This is a genomic window from Pseudomonas sp. LBUM1658, assembly GCF_059716055.1.
Window position 1 is genome coordinate 5,323,365 of the sequence record NZ_CP166798.1, and the last position, 21,526, is coordinate 5,344,890.

20 protein-coding genes and 1 tRNA gene are annotated in these 21,526 nt (G+C 55.1%); 11 read left to right on the plus strand and 10 right to left on the minus strand.

Annotated elements, in window-relative coordinates:
• Positions 1-129: 129 nt before the first annotated feature.
• Together ACA064_RS24500 and ACA064_RS24505 are read right to left on the minus strand one after the other, a co-directional pair.
• The gene (locus tag ACA064_RS24500; RefSeq protein WP_497670434.1) at positions 130-531 is read right to left on the minus strand and encodes a GtrA family protein; all 402 of its coding nucleotides are present in this window, start codon (positions 529-531) and stop codon (positions 130-132) included.
• Complete coding sequence (locus tag ACA064_RS24505) at positions 528-1,238, minus strand: class I SAM-dependent methyltransferase (protein ID WP_497670435.1); 711 nt, start codon at positions 1,236-1,238, stop codon at positions 528-530. The genes ACA064_RS24500 and ACA064_RS24505 overlap by 4 nt, the downstream gene beginning before the upstream one ends.
• Positions 1,239-1,724: 486 nt before the next feature.
• Between ACA064_RS24505 and ACA064_RS24510 the strand changes: the two genes are divergently transcribed.
• The 8 genes from ACA064_RS24510 to ACA064_RS24545 all read left to right on the plus strand — a co-directional run bounded on the left by ACA064_RS24510 (position 1,725) and on the right by ACA064_RS24545 (position 11,469).
• Positions 1,725-3,206 carry a tyrosine-type recombinase/integrase gene (locus tag ACA064_RS24510; RefSeq protein ID WP_497670436.1) on the plus strand — a complete coding sequence of 494 codons (1,482 nt, stop codon included), beginning with the start codon at positions 1,725-1,727 and terminating at the stop codon, positions 3,204-3,206.
• Positions 3,207-3,789: 583 nt separating this feature from the next.
• Positions 3,790-5,031 carry a hypothetical protein gene (locus tag ACA064_RS24515; protein ID WP_497670437.1) on the plus strand — a complete coding sequence of 414 codons (1,242 nt, stop codon included), beginning with the start codon at positions 3,790-3,792 and terminating at the stop codon, positions 5,029-5,031.
• Between the two features lie 285 nt (positions 5,032-5,316).
• Positions 5,317-5,955 (plus strand): hypothetical protein, encoded by a 639-nt coding sequence (locus ACA064_RS24520; RefSeq protein ID WP_497670438.1) that lies wholly within the window; start codon positions 5,317-5,319, stop codon positions 5,953-5,955.
• Positions 5,956-6,425: 470 nt separating this feature from the next.
• Positions 6,426-7,046: a recombinase family protein gene (locus ACA064_RS24525; RefSeq protein WP_497670439.1), complete on the plus strand. Its 621-nt coding sequence runs from the start codon at positions 6,426-6,428 to the stop codon at positions 7,044-7,046.
• 347 nt (positions 7,047-7,393) lie between these two features.
• The gene (locus ACA064_RS24530) at positions 7,394-7,909 is read left to right on the plus strand and encodes a hypothetical protein (protein ID WP_497670440.1); all 516 of its coding nucleotides are present in this window, start codon (positions 7,394-7,396) and stop codon (positions 7,907-7,909) included.
• A 1-nt stretch (position 7,910) separates the two neighbouring features.
• The gene (locus ACA064_RS24535) at positions 7,911-8,258 is read left to right on the plus strand and encodes a hypothetical protein (RefSeq protein WP_497670441.1); all 348 of its coding nucleotides are present in this window, start codon (positions 7,911-7,913) and stop codon (positions 8,256-8,258) included.
• A 632-nt stretch (positions 8,259-8,890) separates the two neighbouring features.
• Positions 8,891-10,210 carry a hypothetical protein gene (locus ACA064_RS24540; RefSeq protein WP_497670442.1) on the plus strand — a complete coding sequence of 440 codons (1,320 nt, stop codon included), beginning with the start codon at positions 8,891-8,893 and terminating at the stop codon, positions 10,208-10,210.
• A gap of 770 nt (positions 10,211-10,980) precedes the next feature.
• On the plus strand, positions 10,981-11,469 hold the full coding sequence (locus ACA064_RS24545) for a hypothetical protein (protein WP_497670443.1): 489 nt from the start codon (positions 10,981-10,983) through the stop codon (positions 11,467-11,469).
• A gap of 106 nt (positions 11,470-11,575) precedes the next feature.
• On the opposite strand, the gene ACA064_RS24550 is transcribed toward ACA064_RS24545, so the two are convergent.
• The 5 genes from ACA064_RS24550 to dapA form a co-directional block, all read right to left on the minus strand.
• Positions 11,576-11,665: transfer RNA gene (locus tag ACA064_RS24550), tRNA-Ser, on the minus strand.
• Between the two features lie 83 nt (positions 11,666-11,748).
• A complete protein-coding gene (purC, locus tag ACA064_RS24555) occupies positions 11,749-12,462 on the minus strand; it encodes a phosphoribosylaminoimidazolesuccinocarboxamide synthase (RefSeq protein WP_497670444.1) in 714 nt (237 codons plus the stop codon).
• Positions 12,463-12,490: 28 nt separating this feature from the next.
• Positions 12,491-13,249: an MBL fold metallo-hydrolase gene (locus ACA064_RS24560; protein ID WP_497670445.1), complete on the minus strand. Its 759-nt coding sequence runs from the start codon at positions 13,247-13,249 to the stop codon at positions 12,491-12,493.
• A gap of 4 nt (positions 13,250-13,253) precedes the next feature.
• Complete coding sequence (gene bamC / locus ACA064_RS24565; RefSeq protein WP_497670446.1) at positions 13,254-14,369, minus strand: NlpB/DapX family lipoprotein; 1,116 nt, start codon at positions 14,367-14,369, stop codon at positions 13,254-13,256.
• Between the two features lie 17 nt (positions 14,370-14,386).
• Entirely contained in the window at positions 14,387-15,265 is an 879-nt protein-coding gene (dapA, locus tag ACA064_RS24570; RefSeq protein ID WP_497670447.1) for a 4-hydroxy-tetrahydrodipicolinate synthase, read from the minus strand.
• Between the two features lie 328 nt (positions 15,266-15,593).
• Between dapA and ACA064_RS24575 the strand changes: the two genes are divergently transcribed.
• Both ACA064_RS24575 and ACA064_RS24580 read left to right on the plus strand, forming a co-directional pair.
• Complete coding sequence (locus tag ACA064_RS24575) at positions 15,594-16,154, plus strand: glycine cleavage system transcriptional repressor (RefSeq protein ID WP_150642094.1); 561 nt, start codon at positions 15,594-15,596, stop codon at positions 16,152-16,154.
• Between the two features lie 10 nt (positions 16,155-16,164).
• Positions 16,165-16,638: a peroxiredoxin gene (locus ACA064_RS24580; protein ID WP_497670448.1), complete on the plus strand. Its 474-nt coding sequence runs from the start codon at positions 16,165-16,167 to the stop codon at positions 16,636-16,638.
• 177 nt (positions 16,639-16,815) lie between these two features.
• Here ACA064_RS24580 and ACA064_RS24585 read toward each other — a convergent pair whose 3' ends face one another.
• Positions 16,816-17,886, minus strand: a complete 1,071-nt coding sequence (locus ACA064_RS24585) for an AI-2E family transporter (RefSeq protein WP_497670449.1) — start codon at positions 17,884-17,886, stop codon at positions 16,816-16,818.
• A gap of 31 nt (positions 17,887-17,917) precedes the next feature.
• On the minus strand, positions 17,918-18,157 hold the full coding sequence (locus tag ACA064_RS24590) for a sulfurtransferase TusA family protein (RefSeq protein WP_150642091.1): 240 nt from the start codon (positions 18,155-18,157) through the stop codon (positions 17,918-17,920).
• 99 nt (positions 18,158-18,256) lie between these two features.
• On the opposite strand from ACA064_RS24590, the gene ACA064_RS24595 reads away from it, so the two are divergent.
• A complete protein-coding gene (locus ACA064_RS24595) occupies positions 18,257-19,690 on the plus strand; it encodes a M48 family metalloprotease (protein ID WP_497670450.1) in 1,434 nt (477 codons plus the stop codon).
• A 309-nt stretch (positions 19,691-19,999) separates the two neighbouring features.
• On the opposite strand, the gene ACA064_RS24600 is transcribed toward ACA064_RS24595, so the two are convergent.
• Positions 20,000-21,424, minus strand: a complete 1,425-nt coding sequence (locus ACA064_RS24600) for a DegQ family serine endoprotease (protein ID WP_497670451.1) — start codon at positions 21,422-21,424, stop codon at positions 20,000-20,002.
• Positions 21,425-21,526: the final 102 nt, after the last annotated feature.

Genomic DNA, 21,526 nt, shown 5'->3' on the forward strand with positions numbered 1-21,526 from the left:
AGCCCACGGCAAAGCCGTCAGACGTATTCGCCAGAGCACACTGGCGAAGTTGCTGACGGTTGCGCCGTCTTCGGTACCGAGAATTGGGGGAATGCGAGGCGGTAACCGCCGGATGCTTGCCCTAATCCTTCATCGATACGTCCAGAAGTTATGCAACACAAAGGTGAATGCCGGGATGGTCAGCGCCACCGCCCCGATCCCCAGCAGGTAATGAAGCCCGGCCATTTGCGCGGCCCAGGCAATCAGTATCGCCAGCAGGAAACCGGCACCCGACACCATCAGAAAGCGCACAAGCGTTCGTCCATGCAATCGGCTGGAAAAGCTCCAGGAGGTGTTCACCAGGTAGGAAACCACGGTCGCAACCGCGAACGCCACGCCGTTGGCCAAGGGCGGTAGCGGCAGCACGTAGTTGATGAAAAGGACCGCGACCAGTGCATGTAGGGCTGTGACGAAAACCCCCGTCACGGCAAAACGCAGGGCACGCTTGACCAATGCCGACTTGTCGGCGCCCGTCTCGCGGGGTGAGGTCACGGCTTCTGCGCCAGGCAAAACACCGTCAAACCAGCCAGACGGTTAGCGCCCATGAAGGGAAGCTCGATGCTGCACAAAGTCTTCAAAAGCATGTTGACCAACGGATGATGCCACTTGAGTTGCGAGCGTGGTGGCGAAGGTTGCGCACCTTTGGGCAGTAGTCGCAGGGTGGCCGCTATCGGGAATACCAGAGCGAAGTAGTAAGCGCCCTGCTGAACCGTCAAACCTGCGTCTTTGGCCAGCGTCTCCAGTTGCGACAACGTGTAGCGACGTTTGTGTTCGAGAAAGTCATCGTGTCCGCTCCAAAGGAACTGGAATGCAGGCACCGTCATCAGAAAACGGCTCCCGGACGGGACTTTGTCGACGTAAGTCTTGAGCAATCCAATATCGTCATCGACATGCTCCAGCACATCCATCAACAGCACCAGATCGGCATCCACCGATTCGATCGAACGGCGGTAGTGCACCGGTTTACCAGCGGTCGTGGCATCCGAATCCGCCCCATAGCTGATGTCCACGCACCAGGCCTCGGTGGCGGGTGTATGGGTCAGCAGATGATGGGTAAAGAACCCGGAACCGGCGCCTACGTCGAGAATCTTGTCGAATGGCGCATCACCCAGCAGACGAGTCGTTGCCGCGGCTTTTGAACAGTAATACCAATGTTGGTCAATGCTTGAACCGAGGATGTCGGTTTCCTTGAGATCCATGGTAATCCTCGAAAACCAGCTCCAGACCGATCAGTGTTTCATCCCTGAAGACGTCGGTAATCCTGGCGATGAATAGCTCCCACACGTTATAGACCACCCTCGGTTTCTGCGTTTAAAAAGCGGACGATCACCTCCCCTTATATCGCTTAATTGCCAGTTCCCTAGCGATTTATCGACTCAAGAAAGACCAGGATGACTACTGGCTGGTGAAGCCGGATACCAGAGAGGTGCACTACAGCTACACCCTGAGTCCGCAGTGAGATAGAGGCCGCAAGGGAATGGAACAGGTACCCCATACTCACCAGACGAAAAAAAGCCCCGAGGGCTATAAGCGCTCGGGGCTTTTAAATATGGCGGAGAGATAGGGACTCACCAGAAACGACAAAAACACCCAACAAACGCCGCATATAAGGGGCTGCAGCTCGATTAGTAGTACAATTGAGTAGTACAATCGACTGTATCACTACCCTACCCCACGGCGTGCCAATGGCTGACAATCTGATCCAGAAAAAAGGTGAATCCACTTGGTACGTGCGACTGGCAGTCCCTGTCGATGTTCAGAAAGCAATTGGCGGGAAAAAGGTTTTGATTCACTCCTTGAAAACTGGACTGCGGTCTGAGGCCATGAATCGACGGCTTCCCGTCCTTGCGGCTTGGAAAGCACAAATTCAAGCTGCACGGGATAATCGAACGAATCGTGGTGACGGATGGAAGGAGCAAATTTCGACATCTACTCAATCATTTGCCCAGATTCTTCGCCAACTCAAGACAGATTTGGTGCTTGGTGAAGTGAAGGACGTACCGCTGTACGACCCAGCGGATATCCAAGGGCTGCACCAGTTCGTTTTCGACGACTCCGAAAATGGAAGACGGCGACGAGCAGAAGCAGACCGCGTTTACTCTATGCAAGGTCTCGAAGGTGAACTCTCTTTGCATGACTTAGCCCACAGGATGCTACTCGAAACGTTTGGCGAAGTATTCGCATCAGTACAGGAACTGTCGCCAGCCGAAGCAACAGAAATGCAAAATATCTTGATCGATCCAAAAGCCCACAAACCGAAATCACCAATCACGAAAGCCCGACTGACAGTATTCCGCGAGTACCGGGAAGCTCGCAGTGTCGCTCTTAAGACTATCGACCAACAGGAATCAAAGCTGGAGAAGCTTTCCACGTTCTTGAAAAAGGAGGAACGAGGTCTCGACTTTGATGCCGTCTCTGCGTGGTTGGACTCCCTCAAGTTGGCGAGTAAGACACTCACACAATACCTGTTGGCCGGTAACGTGTTCTGGAAGTGGGCAATGAGGCACGACCCTCGCTGGCGAGAGGATTTTAAGGATCGGGCAAACCCCTTCGAGAATCACGAACTACCGCAGGTAAGGGGCAAAGCCAAGGCCGATGGCCAGAGGAAGGACTTCAAATTGGATGACATCAGCAAGCTGCATAATGCGGCGCTTGCAGAGGGTCACAACGTATTAGCAGACCTGATCCTTCTTGGCACCTATACCGGTGCCCGGATCGAAGAGCTATGCCAACTGAAAGCCGAACATGTCATAAAGCCTGATGGCGTCCAAAGCTTCGATATTGTGGATAGCAAGACTGCTGCCGGCATCCGCGTCGTACCTGTACACCCTGCCCTGTCAACTCTCGTTGATCGTCTGGTTGAGAACTCCAAGGGTGAGTATCTGGTGCCGTCTGACTGTAAGAATAAGTACGGCATCAGGTCGGACGCACTGTCCAAGGCATTTGGCAGGCTCAAGGAGACACAAGGTTTCGGACCCCAGCACGTGTTCCACTCCATCCGTAAAACCGTCATCACTCAGCTCGTAAGGGCTGAAGTCCAAGGTACGCTGATAGCTGAGCTGGTTGGGCATGAGACTGGGACAGTGACATTCGACGTGTACAGTCAGGGGGCGAGCGCGGCACAGAAGCTGGCTGCGATATCCAAACTCCCATCGTTATCGGTTTGAAGGGGTGCTGTGACGCAACCGTGTGCGAAATCTGAGAACCGAGTAGGGCCATCACCCACTGCTTTTCACGTACAGAGCGGTTCTAAGCATGTAATATCCTGTTACACACTATGTGTTGCAGAGTGGTGCAAATCTATAGTTCAAACTTGCAATACAGCAAATCAATGAGACAATGGTTCCATAACTGGAGGAAATAGTGCCAGTTCCATATCGTTTCAAACTAAGGCCAGCCAAAAACTGGTCTTTTTTATTGTCTACGATTTATTAAATTAACAAACTCATGAGTACAGTAATTATGACAATCGTCGTATCGAACTGCATCATTTGCGGTGCAGAAGTGAAGACCAGACGTGTAAGCGTCAACCGCACATGCGGCCCCACTTGTTACATGCGGCACTCCCGAGCAATCAAGAAGGCTGCTGTCCCAACTACCGGAGTAACGAAATGAAAAAAATGATTTGTAGTTGCCGTCTGTGCGGCACCCAGTTTACGAGCAAGAGCTTTAAGCCGTTCTGTTCAAGCACCTGCCGTTTCGCTAGTCGAGCGCCAGCCCCATCAACCAGTTGCCCAGCGGGAGCATTCAATGCAAGCGAGTATCCAGAGCGTAAAACAGAAGACATGTCCTGTTTGCAGTAAGCGTTTCAGAACCAAGCTACTGGCCAAAGTCTACTGCACCGTCAAGTGCCAACGTCGAACCGCCACCGTCAAGACCCGAGTTGATCCAGCCGTTAAGGCAGCCAACAGCGCTTTCGCCCGTCAGATTGGCAGTGAGTGCATTAGAGCAATGACATACGAGGTGTTGGGCGAGCCTACATTCGAGTCCATGTGTGCCTTGTACGAGGTCTACACGCTACGGATGAAATTCTGTGGTTACAGTGCCAGCTCCGATTATGAACTGTCGCACATCGCACCTGTGAAGGGCTTACAGCGTCTGGGGCTGTACTGTGCAGATAACCTAGTCGTTGCCCCCAAGGCGATGAACAGACGCCACGGAACCCGACATTTTGGCGAAGGCCGTTCGATCAATCGCCAGAACCTGAATCCCAAATACGCAATCGACCCTTACAACACCACTGTGTCCCAAGCTGCCAAGCAGGCCATCAAGTACATTGGCACCGATCTGTTTCTGTCGGTCGTCAAGGCGTGCAAGATTCAGCCGACTCAACGGTTCAAACTGCTGAACTGGATCACAGGCAAATACGATCCATCCAACCCAGTCCACGTCGCGGCCTTGCCATCGCTGGGTAAGCTGTACGACCTTGCCACCAAGGAATTGCAACACGTTAAGAGCGCGATCAGCGGCAAGGATGTTGGCGAGTACAACGAATATGAACCAGTGATTGTGGAGCTTGTGATGCTGCGAGAGCTACAACGGATGAGCCAGTATCGGCCAGAACTGGAAGTGTATGCATACGCTCTTGGAGAAGCCCTTGTGACCCAATCCGAGGCCAAGCTGTTCACTGAACATCATGCCCAAATCATCTTCGATGTCCTCCACGGCAAGCCGTTGGCAGTGATGAAGGATTCTTTGGAGATGCTGATTGCAGAGAATACCCAGCACCTGTACGTAACCTACGAGCACAACCCAGACGGCGCCATCCGTTACGATCCCAAGACGCTGCTTAGTTATTATGCTCAAGGCGGCGCCCGTGGTGGTGCAAGGGCTCACGTCACAACGTTGGCCGAATGGAAGGCAGCGCTCTTGCGATCAGCGCCAGCAGCGCCAGCAGCGCCAGCGACATCATGGCTGGACGACTTGGCATCAGTGCCTGGGCCTGTTGTCTCGATACCGATGAACACTGGTTTTGATTGCGCACCTTTCTGATTCACAACAAAAACTACAACACGTGGGTTGGGTGATGTAATCGCTGATGTTTAATAGTACCAAATCAGGCTACAAGCCACGGCCCGTAAGGGCTGTAGCGTTTTTAGTGTGTGCAGCTTCACCATTTTAAATAGGTGCCCAAGAGCGCGTGGAACGCTAATAGCTCCCCGAGTCAGCTTGCTGGCAACACAAACCGATTCACGACCAACAACGGTCAGACCAATCAAGGTCACGAAGGCTAACCCTAACGAGGACGCCAACGACAAACAGACAGGAGAAACAAAAATGCAAACCCGTATCCGTAATTCCAAGAGCAATAACACCACCATCAAGGCCGTCTCCACATTCGTGGCCCCAGCTCCCCAGTTTGATGTCGAATCGAAGGCCATCGCCCTTCCGATCCGCGACTACCTTGAAGACTGTACAGGCGAAGAGCCTGACGATCTCTATCTGGTTCCTCAATCTTTCTACACTGCCCTTGTCTGGACTTCACCCAAGACAGGCGAGCCCATCCGGTTCTCCCCAGCTCAGAAACTAATCTGGAGCATCCTCAAGACTGAGTGCGATTTTGCAGAACGGTATGCCGATGCTGGCTTCATCACCCAAGAGGCCATCGCGTATGGCGCCAACGCCAGCCTTTCCACAGTGCAACGCTTTCTGACCAAACTGGAAGAACATGGCGTCCTCAAAGTGACCTCAGTGTGCAAAGGTGGATTCCGCTTCCACAACCGATACGAGATTGTTTCTCCGCTGCTGTGGCTTCAGCCAAACGGCCTCTACGCTTCATACAACACTCTTAATGGTTCGGTCTACGTCACTGAGCAGAGTAATGATGAGGCAACAGACGCCTTGATCCAACGGTATTGCAACGGCACCAACAAACCCAATGATCCCCGTATCATCGTCGCCCTGCTGAACAGCTGATAAGCAAGCCAAGCCTTCGGTCTAGCCAACTGGGGGCTTTGTCACATCTGTCTTTGATAACCCCCTCAAAACCCCCTCGAAACCTCCGAAAACCTCTGGGGTAATTCATAGTATTATCAGTAATGACAGACAGTGAAAAGAGGCTAATTTAGCAGAAGGTTATAAGTCAATGCTTTCAAGCCATCTTAGTTTTACAGTACTGCCATAATCGACAGAATAGGCCCAAATACCTAACAAACCGCTGATTCTCTCCCAATAACCAGTTTCCTGTAAAACCTACTCCGATTCCCCTGCCCATTGCGTGGATTTCAACGTGGGAGCGCCAGCGACCACTCTCGTTTAGCTAGACAAGTCTGGTAGTTCGATAACCGTCTATCGACTCTATCGTATAGCTTGAAAATATAGCTAACTGATAGTATTCAAGCTGAATTATCATAGGTCTATCGAATTCAAGAGCAAAGGACATGGTCATGAACACTCATCTGTACCTGCGTGCATCGACCAAGGATCAGGATGCCCTCCGTGCGAAAGTCGCCTTGGAATCGTTCGCTGCTGATAAGGGGTTGCACATCACAGGTGTGTACGCCGAGAACATCAGTGGCACCAAACTGATGCGCCCTGAACTGATGCGCCTGCTGGACAATGCCAAGAAGGGTGAAGTGCTATTGGTGGAGTCTGTAGACCGCCTGAGTCGCCTGTCACAAGCCGACTGGGACACTCTCAAGGCAACCATTAAGGCGAAAGGACTTCGCCTAGTTGTGGCCGACCTACCGACCAGTCATATGATGGTCGAGGACAAGGGCATCACAGGCCAAATCATGGAAGTCATCAACAGCATGTTGCTCGACCTGATGGCGACAATGGCCCGCCTCGATCAAGAGAAGCGGGTACAGCGAATTCGGCAAGGTCTGGAAAACAAGCGTGCGGCTGAGCCGGAGTGGAAGCCTACAGGCAAGGGGCGTAATCAAGCAAAGTGGGACAAGGTAGCTGGGTTGCTTAAGCGGAACGGCAACACCGTGGAAGAAGTCGCCAAGATTGCAGACGTGGGTATTGCAACCGTGTACCGCATCAAGAGGGAGCTGACTCTGTAAGTCCCCGTCAGCGTGACATCAGCCGCCACGGGCGGCTATTTCATGCCAGTGATATTTTGAATATTTAGCCGCTTACAGCGAGGTGGCACGGGAATGGCTCTTAACCTCGAACCAGCCTGTGCGGAGTTTCCTCCGTTTCACCAGATAACCCTCTGATATTCCGTCCGCAGATTTACGGGTGAATTTCACCAGCGGTGGGTGAAAAATTGAAAGGTTTGGGTGCTGCGAAACTGCATTTTGACCGGTCTGATCTAGGCAGACATCGATTAGGGTGCCATCATGTTGTACGGGCACCTGATGACTAAGTTTCCCGGCGCCAACATAGTAAAGAGGGATGCGGTGTGCTAATGGAGTTTAATAAAATATTAGAGCAGTATCGTGTTGGTGATTATGCTGGCTTGATTGGGCTTCTCATATCTTTAATTGGCTTTTATTTCACAATTAGAACTGTTCTTAATTCTAAGGCAGCCTCCGAGCAAGCAACTGCAGCGGTCGAGAGCATGAGGGAGGATATACGCAGAAGCGAAACGGTAGCAGATTTCGCAACAGCGCTTGCTGTCATGGAGGAAATCAAGAGAATGCACCGCTCTGATAACTTAAGTTTCTTGCCGGATAGGTATGCCAGCTTGAAAAAATTCTTAGTTTCAATTAGGACTTCGAACTCTTTGCTTACTGCGGAAGATCAAATAGTGATGCAGAGTGCGATAGCTAAGTTTTCTTCTATGGAAAGGCTCATAGAGGCATCTATCCGTAATGCCAAGCCTATTGAACACGCGAAACTGAACGGCCAGATGTCCAAACATTATGATTTAATTCAAACCCTGTTGGTGCGAATTAAGAACGAGATCGGGAGGGGTGTTTAAGATGAGCGAATCTAAAATTGTCCGCTTAATTCAAGGTGTTGTCAGGCAAACTAACGCTGGAAAAATCGAGTGGGAGGTGACGGAGCGTGAAGAGGTTTTTCAAGCATCATTCGCTAACTACTCTATTAGATTGTCACATTCCGAAGCAGATATGGGTGTAGATTATTGGCTTACCATTATAAATAATGAAGGGTTAGTAATTGAAAGCGTTTCGGATGTTCAGATAAGGGACGAGTTGGACGGCGCATATAGAATAATGGAAAGCCTCTATGCTAACGCTCGTCGAGTTGCTCTAGGCGTGGACAAAGCTTTGGATGATCTATTAAATATTTTTGAAGATGATTTTTGAACATCTTTTCGGTTTCATACCTTTGAGGGTTCGTTAGACTAGACGACAATACTATACTTCCCCCTCTTCCAACGACCGGTCTTGGCCGATCACTGCCGGTCATGGTTGCTAAGGGGGCGAGTCAACGCCGCGAATGTTGTTGAGCTATCCCGGTGCATGACGATGTGTTTAGCGATGTTCTGGTGGGCCTTCCTCAAGTCTTTACGAGTCGTTTCAACTCGGCACGCAGTAGGGTGCTCTGGTGCTGAAGCATCTCCACGTGCGTCGGCATACCCAGCTCAAACCCAGAATCATCGATCAAATCGTCTTTCATCACGCACGCACCAAATACTGTATGTAAAAACAGTATCTCGATAGGCGATGCGGTTCAATCTGTGGGTGATGGGTGGCAAACCGGATACTTACGACCCAACCAATGCAGCGAAGTAGAACGCACGTCGCTTCCAGTGCATAGGTTGAAATTCTGCCTGCTGCGCTATCACCTGGCGGACAGCAGCCTGTCTCAGAACGTCGACCTGCCAAGACCGGAACCCTGCCTGCACACCCTCCTCGCCCTATTGCAAAATCCAATAGTCGTCGTACTAATAGCCACCTAACATCAAGACTGAACACCCCACTCAAGGAGAGGCGGAATGCATAGCGCACTGACGAATATAAAGAATGAACTCACCGGTATTATTGGTCAGTTGCAGACAAAGATCCCCAGCGATGAGCCGTTTAGCATAGGCCACGGCAACTGGTCCTTTCCTGGCTTAGCTAAATCGGACTTTATTGATGACGCCCAGGATCTTATTGATCTGATTGACCAGTACGGGAGCGATGACCTCGGTAGCTGTGAACCAACCCTCAACGATTACCATCGACGCCTTCAGTACCTGCAAACACAGACCATCCCAAACATGTGGGGAAATCCCGCTGTGGGAGTACCTGCCTACACCCTTACGCTAAATGGTCTCCGTAGAGCACTTAATACGTTGAAGCCGCTGGACAATCGGGCGGAAGTGTTAATCGACCTGCGAAAGGCAACAACACAGGTTCGAGGGATGGAAGCGAAAATCAATGGCTTGCAGCCCCGCACCGCTTCACTCACAGACATGGTGGGAAGAATTGAACAGGCTTACCATGCGGCCGATCAACTTCCGACAGATTTAGCCTCACTTTCGGAAGCACGCTCTCAGATTGCAGACTTGGTTCAAGAGGCAGAGCAAGACCAAACAAAACTGACAGCCTTCCACCAAGCAGCAACTGAAATAGACGCAACACTGAAGAAAAAGCTAGAGGACGCGGAAGCAGTTCTCACCCGCTGCGAGACCGCCTACTCGGCTGCAACGAGCGTCGGACTAGCTGCCGCATTCTCAGAACGATCCAAAAGCCTCGCTAACTCGATGTGGGTTTGGGTGGGCGGACTGATTAGCGCCCTAGCAGCAGGCAGTTACTTCGGTTCAACCCAACTTCACAACCTGTCAGAGTTGCTAAAGCTGCCTGACGCACCCACCTCAATTGTATTGTTGAATCTACTACTATCACTGCTCTCTGTCGCCGCACCAGTTTGGTTCGCATGGTTGTCAACTAAGCAAATTGGGCAACGATTCCGCCTTGCAGAAGACTACGCTTTCAAGGCATCGATATCCCGAGCCTACGAAGGCTTCCGTCGAGAGGCTGCACGTTTCGACAAGGACATGGAGGCCCGCCTCCTGGGATCAGCCCTATCCCGCCTAGACGAACTTCCTTTACGCCTAGTAGAACCGGACACCCATGGCAGCCCATGGCATGAATTAGCCTCATCCGACCTTGTGAAGCAGGCACTGAAAGCAGTCCCAAACTTCGCGGATCAAGTCAGGGAACTAGCAGGAAAGGCGATGACTAAAACGATTCCAGCCGTAGCAGCAGTGAGGCCAGTGCCAGCCGCAGCGAACTCACCAGATGCCGCGACCACTCCAGCTCAAAACTGAAATTTTGGCATGGCCATCTGCGATCGCAGTGCTAAACACGGGCAAGATGGCCGTACCTTCGAGATACATCAGCTTTCTTCAAAGGCTTTGAAGACCCATGAGCATCGCCGACGCTGTTCGAGCAGTTTTGTTGGCGAGAGAAAAATGATCAAGGTAAGATCGTCAGCAAAGCGCACCACTTTGGTGTACCTAAACGCTGTCACACTTCGAGATTTTTCACTGAGAAATCCCTGTAGAATCAAGGATTTAGAGATAGGTGGCAACCCCACCAGCCACACCCCGGCAACAATTTCACCGCCCCGGCTGCAACCTGCCTCATACCCGCATTCATCATCTCGTTACAAGACCAACAAAACCTCGAAGCCTCCCAACTTATTTTCATATTTGTCGAGTTGCCGTTGGGCCTACTCGTGCCGTGCTTAGCGCCTGGGACATGCCGACCGTTTTCAGAAGTAGAGGGACGCCCTCCAAACTCGGAGTCTTTATTTTCGGCGGGTTTTTTGGAGAACGCATCAGAAGTGCTATCCCGATTTTCGCGGGATTTTGAAATTGCCACAGCGGCACTACGCCAGTTCACCCACCAAGATCGCCCCGAGCATGAAGTAGTCCATCCGGTCAGACGCTTCATGGTGCGCTTTTAACCACCATTCGCTCCGCTCGCTCATCCGTTATCCTCGCTTCACCTATCAAATCAATTCGAGGGTGAGAACGCACCGTGCGACTCCCCTCCCCCAAGCCAACTGTTTTTCTTTACAAAGGAAAAGAATGCAATGCAAACGAGTGAAATCATCAGCACCGCAGGCTTGCTTCTCACCGCTACGGTAGCTGCCGGTGGCTGGTTCTGGCAACGCTGGCAGGAACGCACAAGCGTGTGTGTCGCTATAGTTGCAGAGGTACTGGCATTGAGGAAGATCGCCGTAGAGCGGAACTACCTTTCCGGCCTGATCGAGACGGGGAACCAGTTACGTGCAATACCGGAAGACCAGCGCCCAGCGACGTCATTGCAGGTACGAATTCCCGAGCACTATTGCAGAGTCTATGTCGCCAATCTCGGGAAGCTGGGCTACCTCTCACCGGAGGATGCTCAGTTGGTAGTCAGCTTCTACCAGTACGCCGATAGCGTTGTGCAGGATGTGACAGAAGGCGGGATCATCTACGAAGGGACGAACGATCCAGAGGCGTTTGCAGAGGCTGCAAACGTCCTTAAATTCGCGTTAGACGTTGCACAGCAACTGGCTGACAGACATGCGAAGAATTGAGCGTCGTATCACTCCAAAACTGCATGGCTTGAGTAGTACAACCGAGTAGTACAATCGGAAAACAAAAAGCCCCGCAAACCATTGATTTGCGGGGCTTTTCTATGTATGGCGGAGAGATAGGGATTCGAACCCTAGGTACCGGTGAAGGTACAACGGATTTCGAATCCGTCCCATTCGGCCACTCTGGCATCTCTCCAACGGCGCGCATCATAACAGCACCTTTGCCAGAAGCGAAGCCCCTGAGCAAAATTTTTCCGTGCTATCAGTCGCTTGCGTCGATTAAAGCGGTACGCCCAGACGTTTGGCGACTTCTTCATAGGCTTCGATAACGTCACCGAGGCCCTGGCGGAAGCGGTCTTTGTCCATTTTCTTGCGGGTTTCCTTGTCCCACAGACGGCAGCCGTCCGGGCTGAATTCGTCGCCCAGGACGATGGATCCGTCGGAGAACACGCCGAATTCGAGTTTGAAATCGACCAGCAGCAGACCGGCGTCGTCGAACAGTTTGCTCAGGACTTCGTTGACCTTGAGCGACAGTTCTTTCATGCGCACCAGTTGCTCCGCCGTGCCCCAACCGAATGCCACGACGTGGGATTCGTTGATGAACGGGTCACCCTTGGCGTCGTCCTTGAGGAACAGTTCGAAGGTGTAAGGCTCGAGTTTGAGGCCTTCTTCGACGCCCAGGCGTTTGACCAGGCTGCCGGCGGCGTAGTTACGCACGACGCACTCGACCGGGATCATGTCGAGTTTCTTCACCAGGCATTCGTTGTCGCCCAGCAGTTTGTCGAATTGGGTCGGCACGCCGGCTTCTTCGAGTTTCTGCATGATGAAGGCGTTGAACTTGTTGTTCACCGTGCCTTTGCGGTCGAGCTGCTCGATGCGCTTGCCGTCGAACGCCGAGGTGTCGTTGCGAAACAGCAGGATCAAGCGGTCAGCGTCGTCGGTCTTGTAAACCGATTTGGCTTTGCCGCGGTAGAGTTCTTCACGTTTTTCCATGATGGGCTCCGCTTGCTAAGTAGGTGGGCTAGGCGATATGTCGCCAGTCGAGCCCTGAATCTTGATCGGCCAGTTGCAGCCAGTCCGGGTCGCACCCGAGGGTGTCGACAAAACATTGCCGGGCCAGCTGCGGCAGGTTGTTCTTGCTGCTCAGATGGGCCAGGACCAGGTGTTGCAGGCCTTGCCAGCCCAACTCGGCCACCAGGAATGCCGCCTGATGGTTATTCAAATGTCCCAGCTCCCCGCCCACCCGTTGCTTGAGAAAGTACGGGTAGTGACCGCGGGCGAGCATGTCACGGCAATGGTTGGACTCGATCATCAACGCATCGAGGTCCCGATAGCCGTCCAGCACCTTGTTGCAATACGAGCCCAGGTCGGTCAGCAGGCCGAAGCGCCGCTCACCGTCACTGAATACGTATTGCGTCGGCTCCTGTGCATCATGGGCCACGGCAATGACGCCGATGCTCAGTGCGCCAATCTGCAGTTGCTCGCCGCCGGCCAGAAAAGCTGTGGGTTCAACCGGTTTGCGCATCCCGCGCAAGGTACCGCGACTGAGGTAGACCGGTAGATTGTAGCGCCGAGACAGCAAACCCACGCCATGCACGTGGTCGGCATGTTCGTGGGTCACCAGAATCGCGCTCAGCTGAGTCGGGCTTACACCCAGACGCAGCAGGCGTCGCTCGGTTTCGCGCAGGGAGAAACCACAATCCACCAGGATGTACGTGTCATTACTGGCTATCAGCGTGCCATTCCCTTGGCTACCACTGCCGAGAACGGCAAAACGCATTTGATCAGCCCAGGTTGTCCTGAATCACGCTCAACACTTTGCGCGCCACTTCTGGCGGCGCAACGGTGTTGATGTTTTTCTCGACTGTGACTTGCACGGTGTCGCCCACCTTGCTCAGGCGAACCTGATAACGCTCGGCGCGGGCTTCAACTTCTTCTTTCGCCGGCTTGCTGCCGAACAGCTTGCCGAAGAAACCTGGCTCGCTGTCTTTGGTCTCGGCTTTTTCAGCGAGGTTGATGTAGTACAGGCCCAGGCTGCGGTTGATGTCTTCAACCCGCCATTCGCCCTGCTCCAGCGCGCGGCCGACACTCGACCAGGCACGGTCGAGATCTTCACCAAGGTTGAGCACCACGTTGCCGCTGCCGTCCTCGGTGAGGCTGACGCGGTTAGGCGTATCGAAATCACGTGCGGCCAACAGGGAGACCGAACCGCCCTTCTCGGAGATGCGACTCATGCTCGCGAGCATTTCATCGACCAGCACCGCGTCCAGCCCGGTATTGACCGAGCGGTTGGTGAATTCAGTATTGGCGGTACTGCCGGCATCACGCTCGGCACTGACCACATAGACTTCACTGGTATTGCGCTGCACACCCGGTTCGATACGGACCCGAACCCGGAATTCGCTGTCGGACGCCGTTGTAGAACCGCTCAGGCGTTTGGCCAACGACGCGGAGAGCTCATCGGAGCGCTGCCAGGTGGTGGTGAACTCGCCGGTCTGCGGGCGCTGTTCGTCAAGGCGGAAACCGTTGTCCTGGAAGAACTGCACGGCCACTGGCCAGACTTCAGCGGGCGGACGCTGCGCCGTGACCCAGCGCGACTCGCCGGTTTTCTGCAGACTGTAGGCGCTGGCATCGGCGCTGGCCGTCAGCGGCTGCGGACGCGGCACTTCGTATTCGCCCTTGACGCTGTCGTCGGCCACGTTACGCGGGATCGGCAACAGCGGGTCGAGGCGCTTGGAGGTACTGACATCCGGTGGCAATTGCATCGGCGCAGTCTGTTGCGCCTCCAGGTAATCGCTGCCACGGTCGCGGAAGTAACCTTCCGGGCCCCAAAGCCACCCACAGCCACTGGTGCTGGAGATAATCAAGGCAAGTGCGGAAAGTCCGGCCATTCGCTTCATGCGTAGTACTTCCTCAATTAAACCAATACGCCGGACTGGCGCATGGCCTGCCGCAGCGGTTCGTGACAGGCAGCACTGAGCCAGGTGAGCGGCAGACGGATACCGTCCGGCATCAAGCCCATTTCGTGCAGGGCCCATTTCACGGGGATCGGGTTGGATTCGATAAACAGGGTTTTATTGAGTGGCATCAGCTTTTCGTGGATCGCCCGGGCGGTCACGGCGTCGCCACGCATCGCGGCAGCGCACAGGTCGCTCATGTCCCGCGGCGCAACGTTGGCGGTCACCGAGATATTGCCCTTGCCGCCGAGCAGCATCAGTTCGACCGCAGTCGCGTCGTCACCGGAGTACACCAGGAAGTCGCTGCTGACGCCGGCCAGGATGTCCTTGGCGCGTTGCATGTCACCCGTGGCTTCCTTGATGCCGATGATATTCGGCACGGTCGACAGACGGATCACGGTCTCGGCCTGCATGTCACACGCAGTACGGCCGGGCACGTTGTAGAGGATCTGCGGAATGTCGACCGCTTCGGCAATGGCACGAAAGTGCAGATACAAGCCTTCCTGGGTCGGCTTGTTATAGTAAGGGGTTACCAGCAGGCACGCGTCGGCGCCAGCGTTTTTCGCGTTGGTGGTCAGTTCGATCGCTTCGCGCGTCGAATTGGCGCCGGTACCGGCGATCACCGGGATACGCCCTGCAACTTGAGCTACCACGCGACGAATCACTTCAATGTGTTCGTTCACATCGAGGGTGGCCGACTCACCAGTAGTGCCGACCGCCACGATGGCGTTGGTGCCCTCTTGCAGGTGGAAGTCCACCAGTTTGCTCAGGCTGTCCCAATCGAGACGACCCTGTGCATCCATGGGTGTGACCAGTGCCACCATACTGCCCGCAATCATGCAACCGCTCCTGCCGGAAAAAGAGAGCGGTAATGGTACTGGCGCCAAGATGCTTGTACAAGCGAAGTACTGCGCTCGCGCCATTCCCCTGAGCGATGGTTTTCGCTACCCTTCAGACTTTGATCGGTACTGATAAGCTTATACGCCAGGTTTGAGCCTCCCTTTTCGGCCTCCGAAGCCCCGATCCTGCGTTGCCACCCTTCGCTCTCGCCTTGCTGGAGCTCGTCGCAACCTATGGATTCAGGGTTTCCGAATTCGTATCCGGACGCTTGCTCCCCGCACTCGAGCCCGTAAAAGTATCGACCGCTCATCGTTTTAGGAATGCTGCATGTCCACCCCCACAGTCCGCGAACAATTCCTTGTCATCAGTGCCCTCGGCGCCAACCCCATGGAGCTGACTAACGTCCTGTGCCGCGCCAGCCATGAAAATCGCTGTGCCGTGGTGACCTCCCGCCTGACTCGCCACGGCGAATGCAGCGCGCTGGTCCTGCAAATTTCCGGCACCTGGGACGCCCTGGCGCGCCTGGAAGCCGGCTTGCCGTCCCTGGCCAAGAAACATGCCTTCACCGTCAACGTGGTGCGTAGTGCTGCGTTGGAAAACCGCCCTGAGGCGCTGCCTTATGTGGCGTATGTCAGTTCGGCCTATCGCTCGGACATCGTCAACGAGTTGTGCCAATTCTTCATCGACCACAACGTCGAGCTGGAAAACCTGACCTGCGACACCTATCAGGCACCCCAGACCGGCGGCACCATGCTCAATGCGACCTTCACCGTGACCTTGCCGGCCGGCGTGCAGATCAGCTGGTTGCGCGACCAGTTCCTGGATTTCGCCGACGCACTGAATCTCGACGCGCTGATCGAACCGTGGCGCCCACAGAACCCAATGTAAGGAAGCTTTCATGGCCGTTGCCATCGACCAACCTGTCGCCGACTTCGAAGCGCCTGCGACCAGCGGGCAAACCGTCAGCCTTGCCGGGCTCAAGGGCAAGCAAGTGGTGATCTACTTCTATCCGAAGGACAGCACGCCTGGCTGCACCACCGAAGGCCAGGGCTTTCGTGATCAGTACGCCGGGTTCAAGACAGCCAATACCGAAGTCTTCGGCATATCGCGCGACAGCCTGAAGTCCCACGAGAACTTCAAGTGCAAGCAGGAATTTCCGTTCGAGCTGATCAGCGACAAGGATGAAGCCATCTGCCAGCTGTTCGATGTGATCAAGCTGAAGAAGCTCTACGGCAAGGAATACATGGGCGTCGACCGCAGCACCTTCCTGATCGACAAGGATGGCGTCCTGCGCCAGGAATGGCGTGGTGTGAAAGTACCGGGTCATGTGGATGCGGTGCTGGCTGCGGCTCAGGCCTTGAACAAGGCCTGAGCCGAATAGTCGGGGCCCCAAAAAGATCGCAGCCTCGCTTCGCTCGACAGCTCCTACGCCGCCGACCGGATCAACCCGATGGCGAGCGGACGCAAATCCGTAGGAGCTGCGTAGGAGCTGTCGAGCGAAGCGAGGCTGCGATCTTTTAACCACCGATTTCCTGCCCGGCAATGACCTTTACAACAACGGCGCCACAATCGGCTCCTTGCGCGGCCAGGCATCCAGCACGGCCTTGAACAGGGTTGCCAGCGGAATCGCGAAGAAGATCCCCCAGAAGCCCCACAACCCGCCAAACAACAGCACCGCACAGATGATCGCCACCGGATGCAGGTTGACCGCCTCGGAGAACAGCAGCGGCACCAGCACGTTGCCATCCAGTGTCTGGATGATCCCGTAGACCGCCATCAGATAGATGAACTGATCACTCCAGCCCCACTGGAACAGCGCAATCAGCAGCACCGGCACTGTCACCACCACCGCCCCGACGTACGGTACCACCACCGAAATCCCGACCAACAGCGCGAGCAATGCCGAGTAGTTCAGGCCCAGGGCGACGAAGGCAATGTAGGTCACCCCACCGCAAATGAAGATCTCGATGACCTTGCCGCGAATGTAGTTGGCGATCTGGCGGTTCATTTCCTGAGCGACCCGGGTAATCAATGTGCGCTCGCGGGGCAGATACCCACGAACCCATTGCCCGATCATTTCCCGGTCCTTGAGGAAGAAAAACACCAGGATCGGCACCAGCACCAGGTAGATCATGATGTTGACCAGCAACGGCAGGCTGGACAGCGAGAACGTCAGCGCCCATTGGCCGAACTTGCCGATTTCGCCGCGTGCCACTTCGATGGCCTGCAATACCTGCTCATCGGACACCAGATGCGGATAACGCTCCGGCAGCAACAACAGCAAGGATTGCCACTTGGCGAGCATGCCCGGCAACTCGTTGAACAAGGTGATCAATTGATGCCAGAGCAATGGCACCACCACCACGATGAACACCAGCAACACGCCCATGAACAAGGCGAACACCAGGCCAACCGCGGCCCCGCCGGGCAAGCGCAGGCGTTCCAGGGTGCTCACCAGGCCTTGCATCAGGTAGGCCAGGACCATCCCCGCCAGAACCGGCGCCAGCATCCCACCCAGGGTCAACACCGCGGTAAAAGCCAGGAACAGGAGAACGGCCAGCACCACGGCCTCTTCATCAGAGAAATAGCGCTGAATCCAGTCGCGTAACACCTTGAACATCAATAATCCTTAAAAATGGCCGAGGCAGAACTCAGGCTTTGCGCAACCAGTAGCGATAGACACCGGCTTCATCTTCTTCGCGAAGCAGCGTATGACCGGCCAAACGGGCAAAGGTGCGAAAGTCGCGCTGAGAGCCGGCGTCCGTGGCGATTACCTTGAGCACCGCACCGCTGGGCAGACGATTGAGTTCCAGCTTGGCCTTGAGCAATGGCAGCGGACAGTTCAAACCACTGGCGTCCAGTTCGGCGTCGTACTCTACAGCTTCGGTCATCGATTCACTCCGGGCGGGGTATTTAGAGCTGCCTAGAATATCTGGTCCCGGGCCAAGTGTCCGGCTACAGTAAGCTCTTTGTCGACTAAGGCTTTGTGCATGACTTTTTTGCGCCCTACCCTGCTGACGCTCGCTTGCCTGCTCGCCTCACCGGGCTTCGCCGACGACCTGCCGTCACTCGGCGACGCCAGTTCTGCCATCGTCTCGCCGCAACAGGAACACCAATTGGGGCGTGCCTGGCTGGCGCTGTTGCGCAGCCAGGTGTCTCAGCTCAATGATCCGCAACTCAAGGATTATGTCGAGACCAGCGTCTATAAGCTGGTAGAGACCAGCCAGGTCAACGATCGGCGCCTGGAGTTCATCCTGATCAACAGCCCGCAACTCAACGCCTTTGCGGCGCCGGGCGGGATTGTCGGGGTCAACGGCGGGCTATTCCTCAATGCGCAGACCGAAGGCGAATATGCCTCAGTACTGGCTCACGAATTGGCGCACTTGTCGCAACGCCACTTTGCTCGCGGCGTGGAAGCTCAGCAACGCATGCAGGTGCCGATGATGGCCGCGCTGCTGGCCGGGATTGTCATTGCCGCTGCGGGTGCCGGGGACGCCGGGATTGCCGCGATCGCCGGTACCCAGGCCGCAGCGATTCAGGAACAACGGCGCTTCTCGCGCCAGAACGAGCAGGAAGCCGACCGTATCGGCATTCTCAACTTGGAAAAGGCCGGCTACGACCCGCGCTCCATGCCAACCATGTTCGAACGGCTGTCCCGTCAGTACCGCTTCGACGCCAAGCCACCGGAATTCCTGCTGACTCACCCGGTCACCGAATCGCGGATCGCCGACACGCGTAACCGCGCCGAACAGGCCCCGGCGGGCGGCACCGAAGATACCCTGCGCTATCAGTTGATCCGCGCCCGGGTCCAGCTGGTCTATGAAGAAACCCCCGGACTGGGCGCCAAACGCTTTCGCGCCCAGCTCGATGAAAATCCGAAGAACGACGTGGCCCGCTATGGCCTGGCGATCGCCCAGATCAAAGGTGGACAGTTGAATGAGGCTCGCGAAAACCTCAAGCAGCTGCTGGCCAAGTCACCGAATGACATCACCTATAACCTGGCGCAGGTCGATCTCGATATCACCAACAACCGCCTGCCGGATGCCCAGTCGCGGGTGGATCGGATGCTGACCCAATACCCAGGCAACTACCCGCTGAACGATGTGCGAGTCGACTTGCTGCTCAAGCAGAACCGCGCCGCCGATGCCGAAAAAGCGCTCGACAACCTGCTCAAGACTCGCCCGGACGATCCGGATGTCTGGTACATGGTGGCAGAAACCCGAGGGTTATCCGGCAATATCATCGGCCTGCATCAGGCCCGGGCCGAATACTTCGCGCTGGTTGGCGACTATAGTCAGGCCCTCCAGCAACTCGATTTCGCCAAGCGCCGGGCTGGCACCAACTTCCCGCTGTCTTCAAGAATCGATGCGCGGCAGCGGGAGTTGATGGAACAGGAGCAAATAGTCAAAGACATGATGCGCTGATTGTTGTGGGAGCGTGGCTTGCCTGGTACCTGGCAGTTAAGAGAAATCCACAGTACTTCGATATAAGCCAAAGGCTTTCGGCGAGAGGGAGATCGCCAAGATCGCAGCCTGCGGCAGTTCCTACAGTGATCGATGTTTTTCCGCGATATCGAAGCTTTACTCGGTAGGTGTAGGAGCTGCCGCAGGCTGCGATCTTTTCGGGCCGTCCGATACCTGACTGATTGGCATTACAGGACGAATCAAAGCCCACAAAAAAGCCCGTCTCTTTCGAGACGGGCTTTTTAATGCCGCAAATAAACGGTTACCCGGTTATTCAGCCAGTTTGAAGGTGATGAAGCTGGCACGGCCCTGGCGCAGAACCCGCATCGATACCGAACGATTCTTCGGCAGCGCCTTGGCGATATCGGTGAAGTTCTTGGTCGAAGTGATCGCCTGATTGTTCAGGTGAGTGATCACATCGCCCGGCTGCAGGCCGATCAAGGAAGCAGGACCATCCTGGATTTCCTTGATGACCACGCCGCCCTTGAGGTCGTTGGCCTTCTTCTCTTCTTCGGTCAGTTCAGCCACCGCAACACCCAGTCGGTTGCTGCTGCGCTCGACGCCGGATTTAGGGGAGTCCAGCTCCTTGCCTTCTTCCGGAATAGCGCCGACGGTCAGCTCGACGTTTTTACGTTTGCCTTCACGAATGACCTCCAGGTTGGCCTTGGAACCGGCCTTGAGCGCGCCCACCAGGTGTGGCAGATCGGCAGACATGACGATCGGCTGATCATTCATGCTCAGGATCACGTCACCCACCTGCAAGCCACCCTTGGCTGCCGGACCGTCATCCTGGATCTGCGCCACCAGCGCACCGGCCGGTTTCTCCAGCCCGAAGGACTCGGCCAGGTCTTTGCTGACTTCCTGGATGACTACACCCAGCCAGCCACGGCTGACTTTGCCGCCGCTCTTCAACTGATTGGAAACGTCCATCGCCACATCGATCGGAATGGCGAATGACACGCCCATGAAACCGCCGGAGCGGGTGTAGATCTGCGAGTTGATGCCGACCACTTCACCGGCCAGGTTGAACAGCGGACCACCGGAGTTGCCCGGATTGATCGGCACGTCGGTCTGGATGAACGGCACATAGTTTTCGTTCGGCAGGCTACGGCCGATGGCGCTGATGATGCCTTGGGTCACGGTATGGTCGAAACCAAACGGCGAGCCGATTGCCACTACCCATTGCCCGGCTTTCAGATCCTGGGATTTACCCAGCTTCAGGACCGGCAGGTCCTTGCCTTCGATTTTCAGCAGCGCCACGTCGGAACGTGGGTCAGTGCCGATCAGCTTGGCTTTCAATTCACTGCGATCGGCAAGACGCACGATGATTTCATCGGCATCGGCGATCACATGGTTGTTGGTCAGGATGTAGCCGTCATTCGAGATAATGAAACCCGAGCCCAGGGATTGAGCTTCGCGCTGACGATCACGGGGCGAACGTGGCTGCGGGGGCATACCGCGCTCGAAAAACTCCCGCAACATCGGCGGCAGACCTTCCAGATCAGGCATTTGAGAACCTGAAACCTTGCGATCAGGAAGTTTTTGCGTGGTACTGATATTGACTACCGCGGGCGAGGCCTGCTCGACCAGTTGCGTGAAGTCCGGCAGCTCGGCCGCCTGGGCGGCGACCGTCTGACCGAGCAACAACACGGTGGCGACAATGGATAGATAAGACTTCAAGCGTGGAATCGACATACGGCTCCCGTTACAACGAGCATGGTTAAGCGATATGGAGCAAGAACACCGAGGAAATATACGCCGGTAGTTTTGTTCCGGGAACAACAAACAAGGCCAGAG

Excerpts from the sequence above, each read along its gene's own strand:
- ACA064_RS24505 (WP_497670435.1), bottom strand. The coding sequence starts at position 1,238 with ATGGATCTCAAGGAAACCGACATCCTCGGTTCAAGCATTGACCAACAT.
- ACA064_RS24510 (WP_497670436.1), top strand. The coding sequence starts at position 1,725 with ATGGCTGACAATCTGATCCAGAAAAAAGGTGAATCCACTTGGTACGTG.
- ACA064_RS24515 (WP_497670437.1), top strand. The coding sequence starts at position 3,790 with ATGCAAGCGAGTATCCAGAGCGTAAAACAGAAGACATGTCCTGTTTGC.
- ACA064_RS24520 (WP_497670438.1), top strand. The coding sequence starts at position 5,317 with ATGCAAACCCGTATCCGTAATTCCAAGAGCAATAACACCACCATCAAG.
- ACA064_RS24525 (WP_497670439.1), top strand. The coding sequence starts at position 6,426 with ATGAACACTCATCTGTACCTGCGTGCATCGACCAAGGATCAGGATGCC.
- ACA064_RS24530 (WP_497670440.1), top strand. The coding sequence starts at position 7,394 with ATGGAGTTTAATAAAATATTAGAGCAGTATCGTGTTGGTGATTATGCT.
- ACA064_RS24535 (WP_497670441.1), top strand. The coding sequence starts at position 7,911 with ATGAGCGAATCTAAAATTGTCCGCTTAATTCAAGGTGTTGTCAGGCAA.
- ACA064_RS24540 (WP_497670442.1), top strand. The coding sequence starts at position 8,891 with ATGCATAGCGCACTGACGAATATAAAGAATGAACTCACCGGTATTATT.
- ACA064_RS24545 (WP_497670443.1), top strand. The coding sequence starts at position 10,981 with ATGCAAACGAGTGAAATCATCAGCACCGCAGGCTTGCTTCTCACCGCT.
- purC (WP_497670444.1), bottom strand. The coding sequence starts at position 12,462 with ATGGAAAAACGTGAAGAACTCTACCGCGGCAAAGCCAAATCGGTTTAC.
- ACA064_RS24560 (WP_497670445.1), bottom strand. The coding sequence starts at position 13,249 with ATGCGTTTTGCCGTTCTCGGCAGTGGTAGCCAAGGGAATGGCACGCTG.
- bamC (WP_497670446.1), bottom strand. The coding sequence starts at position 14,369 with ATGAAGCGAATGGCCGGACTTTCCGCACTTGCCTTGATTATCTCCAGC.
- dapA (WP_497670447.1), bottom strand. The coding sequence starts at position 15,265 with ATGATTGCGGGCAGTATGGTGGCACTGGTCACACCCATGGATGCACAG.
- ACA064_RS24575 (WP_150642094.1), top strand. The coding sequence starts at position 15,594 with ATGTCCACCCCCACAGTCCGCGAACAATTCCTTGTCATCAGTGCCCTC.
- ACA064_RS24580 (WP_497670448.1), top strand. The coding sequence starts at position 16,165 with ATGGCCGTTGCCATCGACCAACCTGTCGCCGACTTCGAAGCGCCTGCG.
- ACA064_RS24585 (WP_497670449.1), bottom strand. The coding sequence starts at position 17,886 with ATGTTCAAGGTGTTACGCGACTGGATTCAGCGCTATTTCTCTGATGAA.
- ACA064_RS24590 (WP_150642091.1), bottom strand. The coding sequence starts at position 18,157 with ATGACCGAAGCTGTAGAGTACGACGCCGAACTGGACGCCAGTGGTTTG.
- ACA064_RS24595 (WP_497670450.1), top strand. The coding sequence starts at position 18,257 with ATGACTTTTTTGCGCCCTACCCTGCTGACGCTCGCTTGCCTGCTCGCC.
- ACA064_RS24600 (WP_497670451.1), bottom strand. The coding sequence starts at position 21,424 with ATGTCGATTCCACGCTTGAAGTCTTATCTATCCATTGTCGCCACCGTG.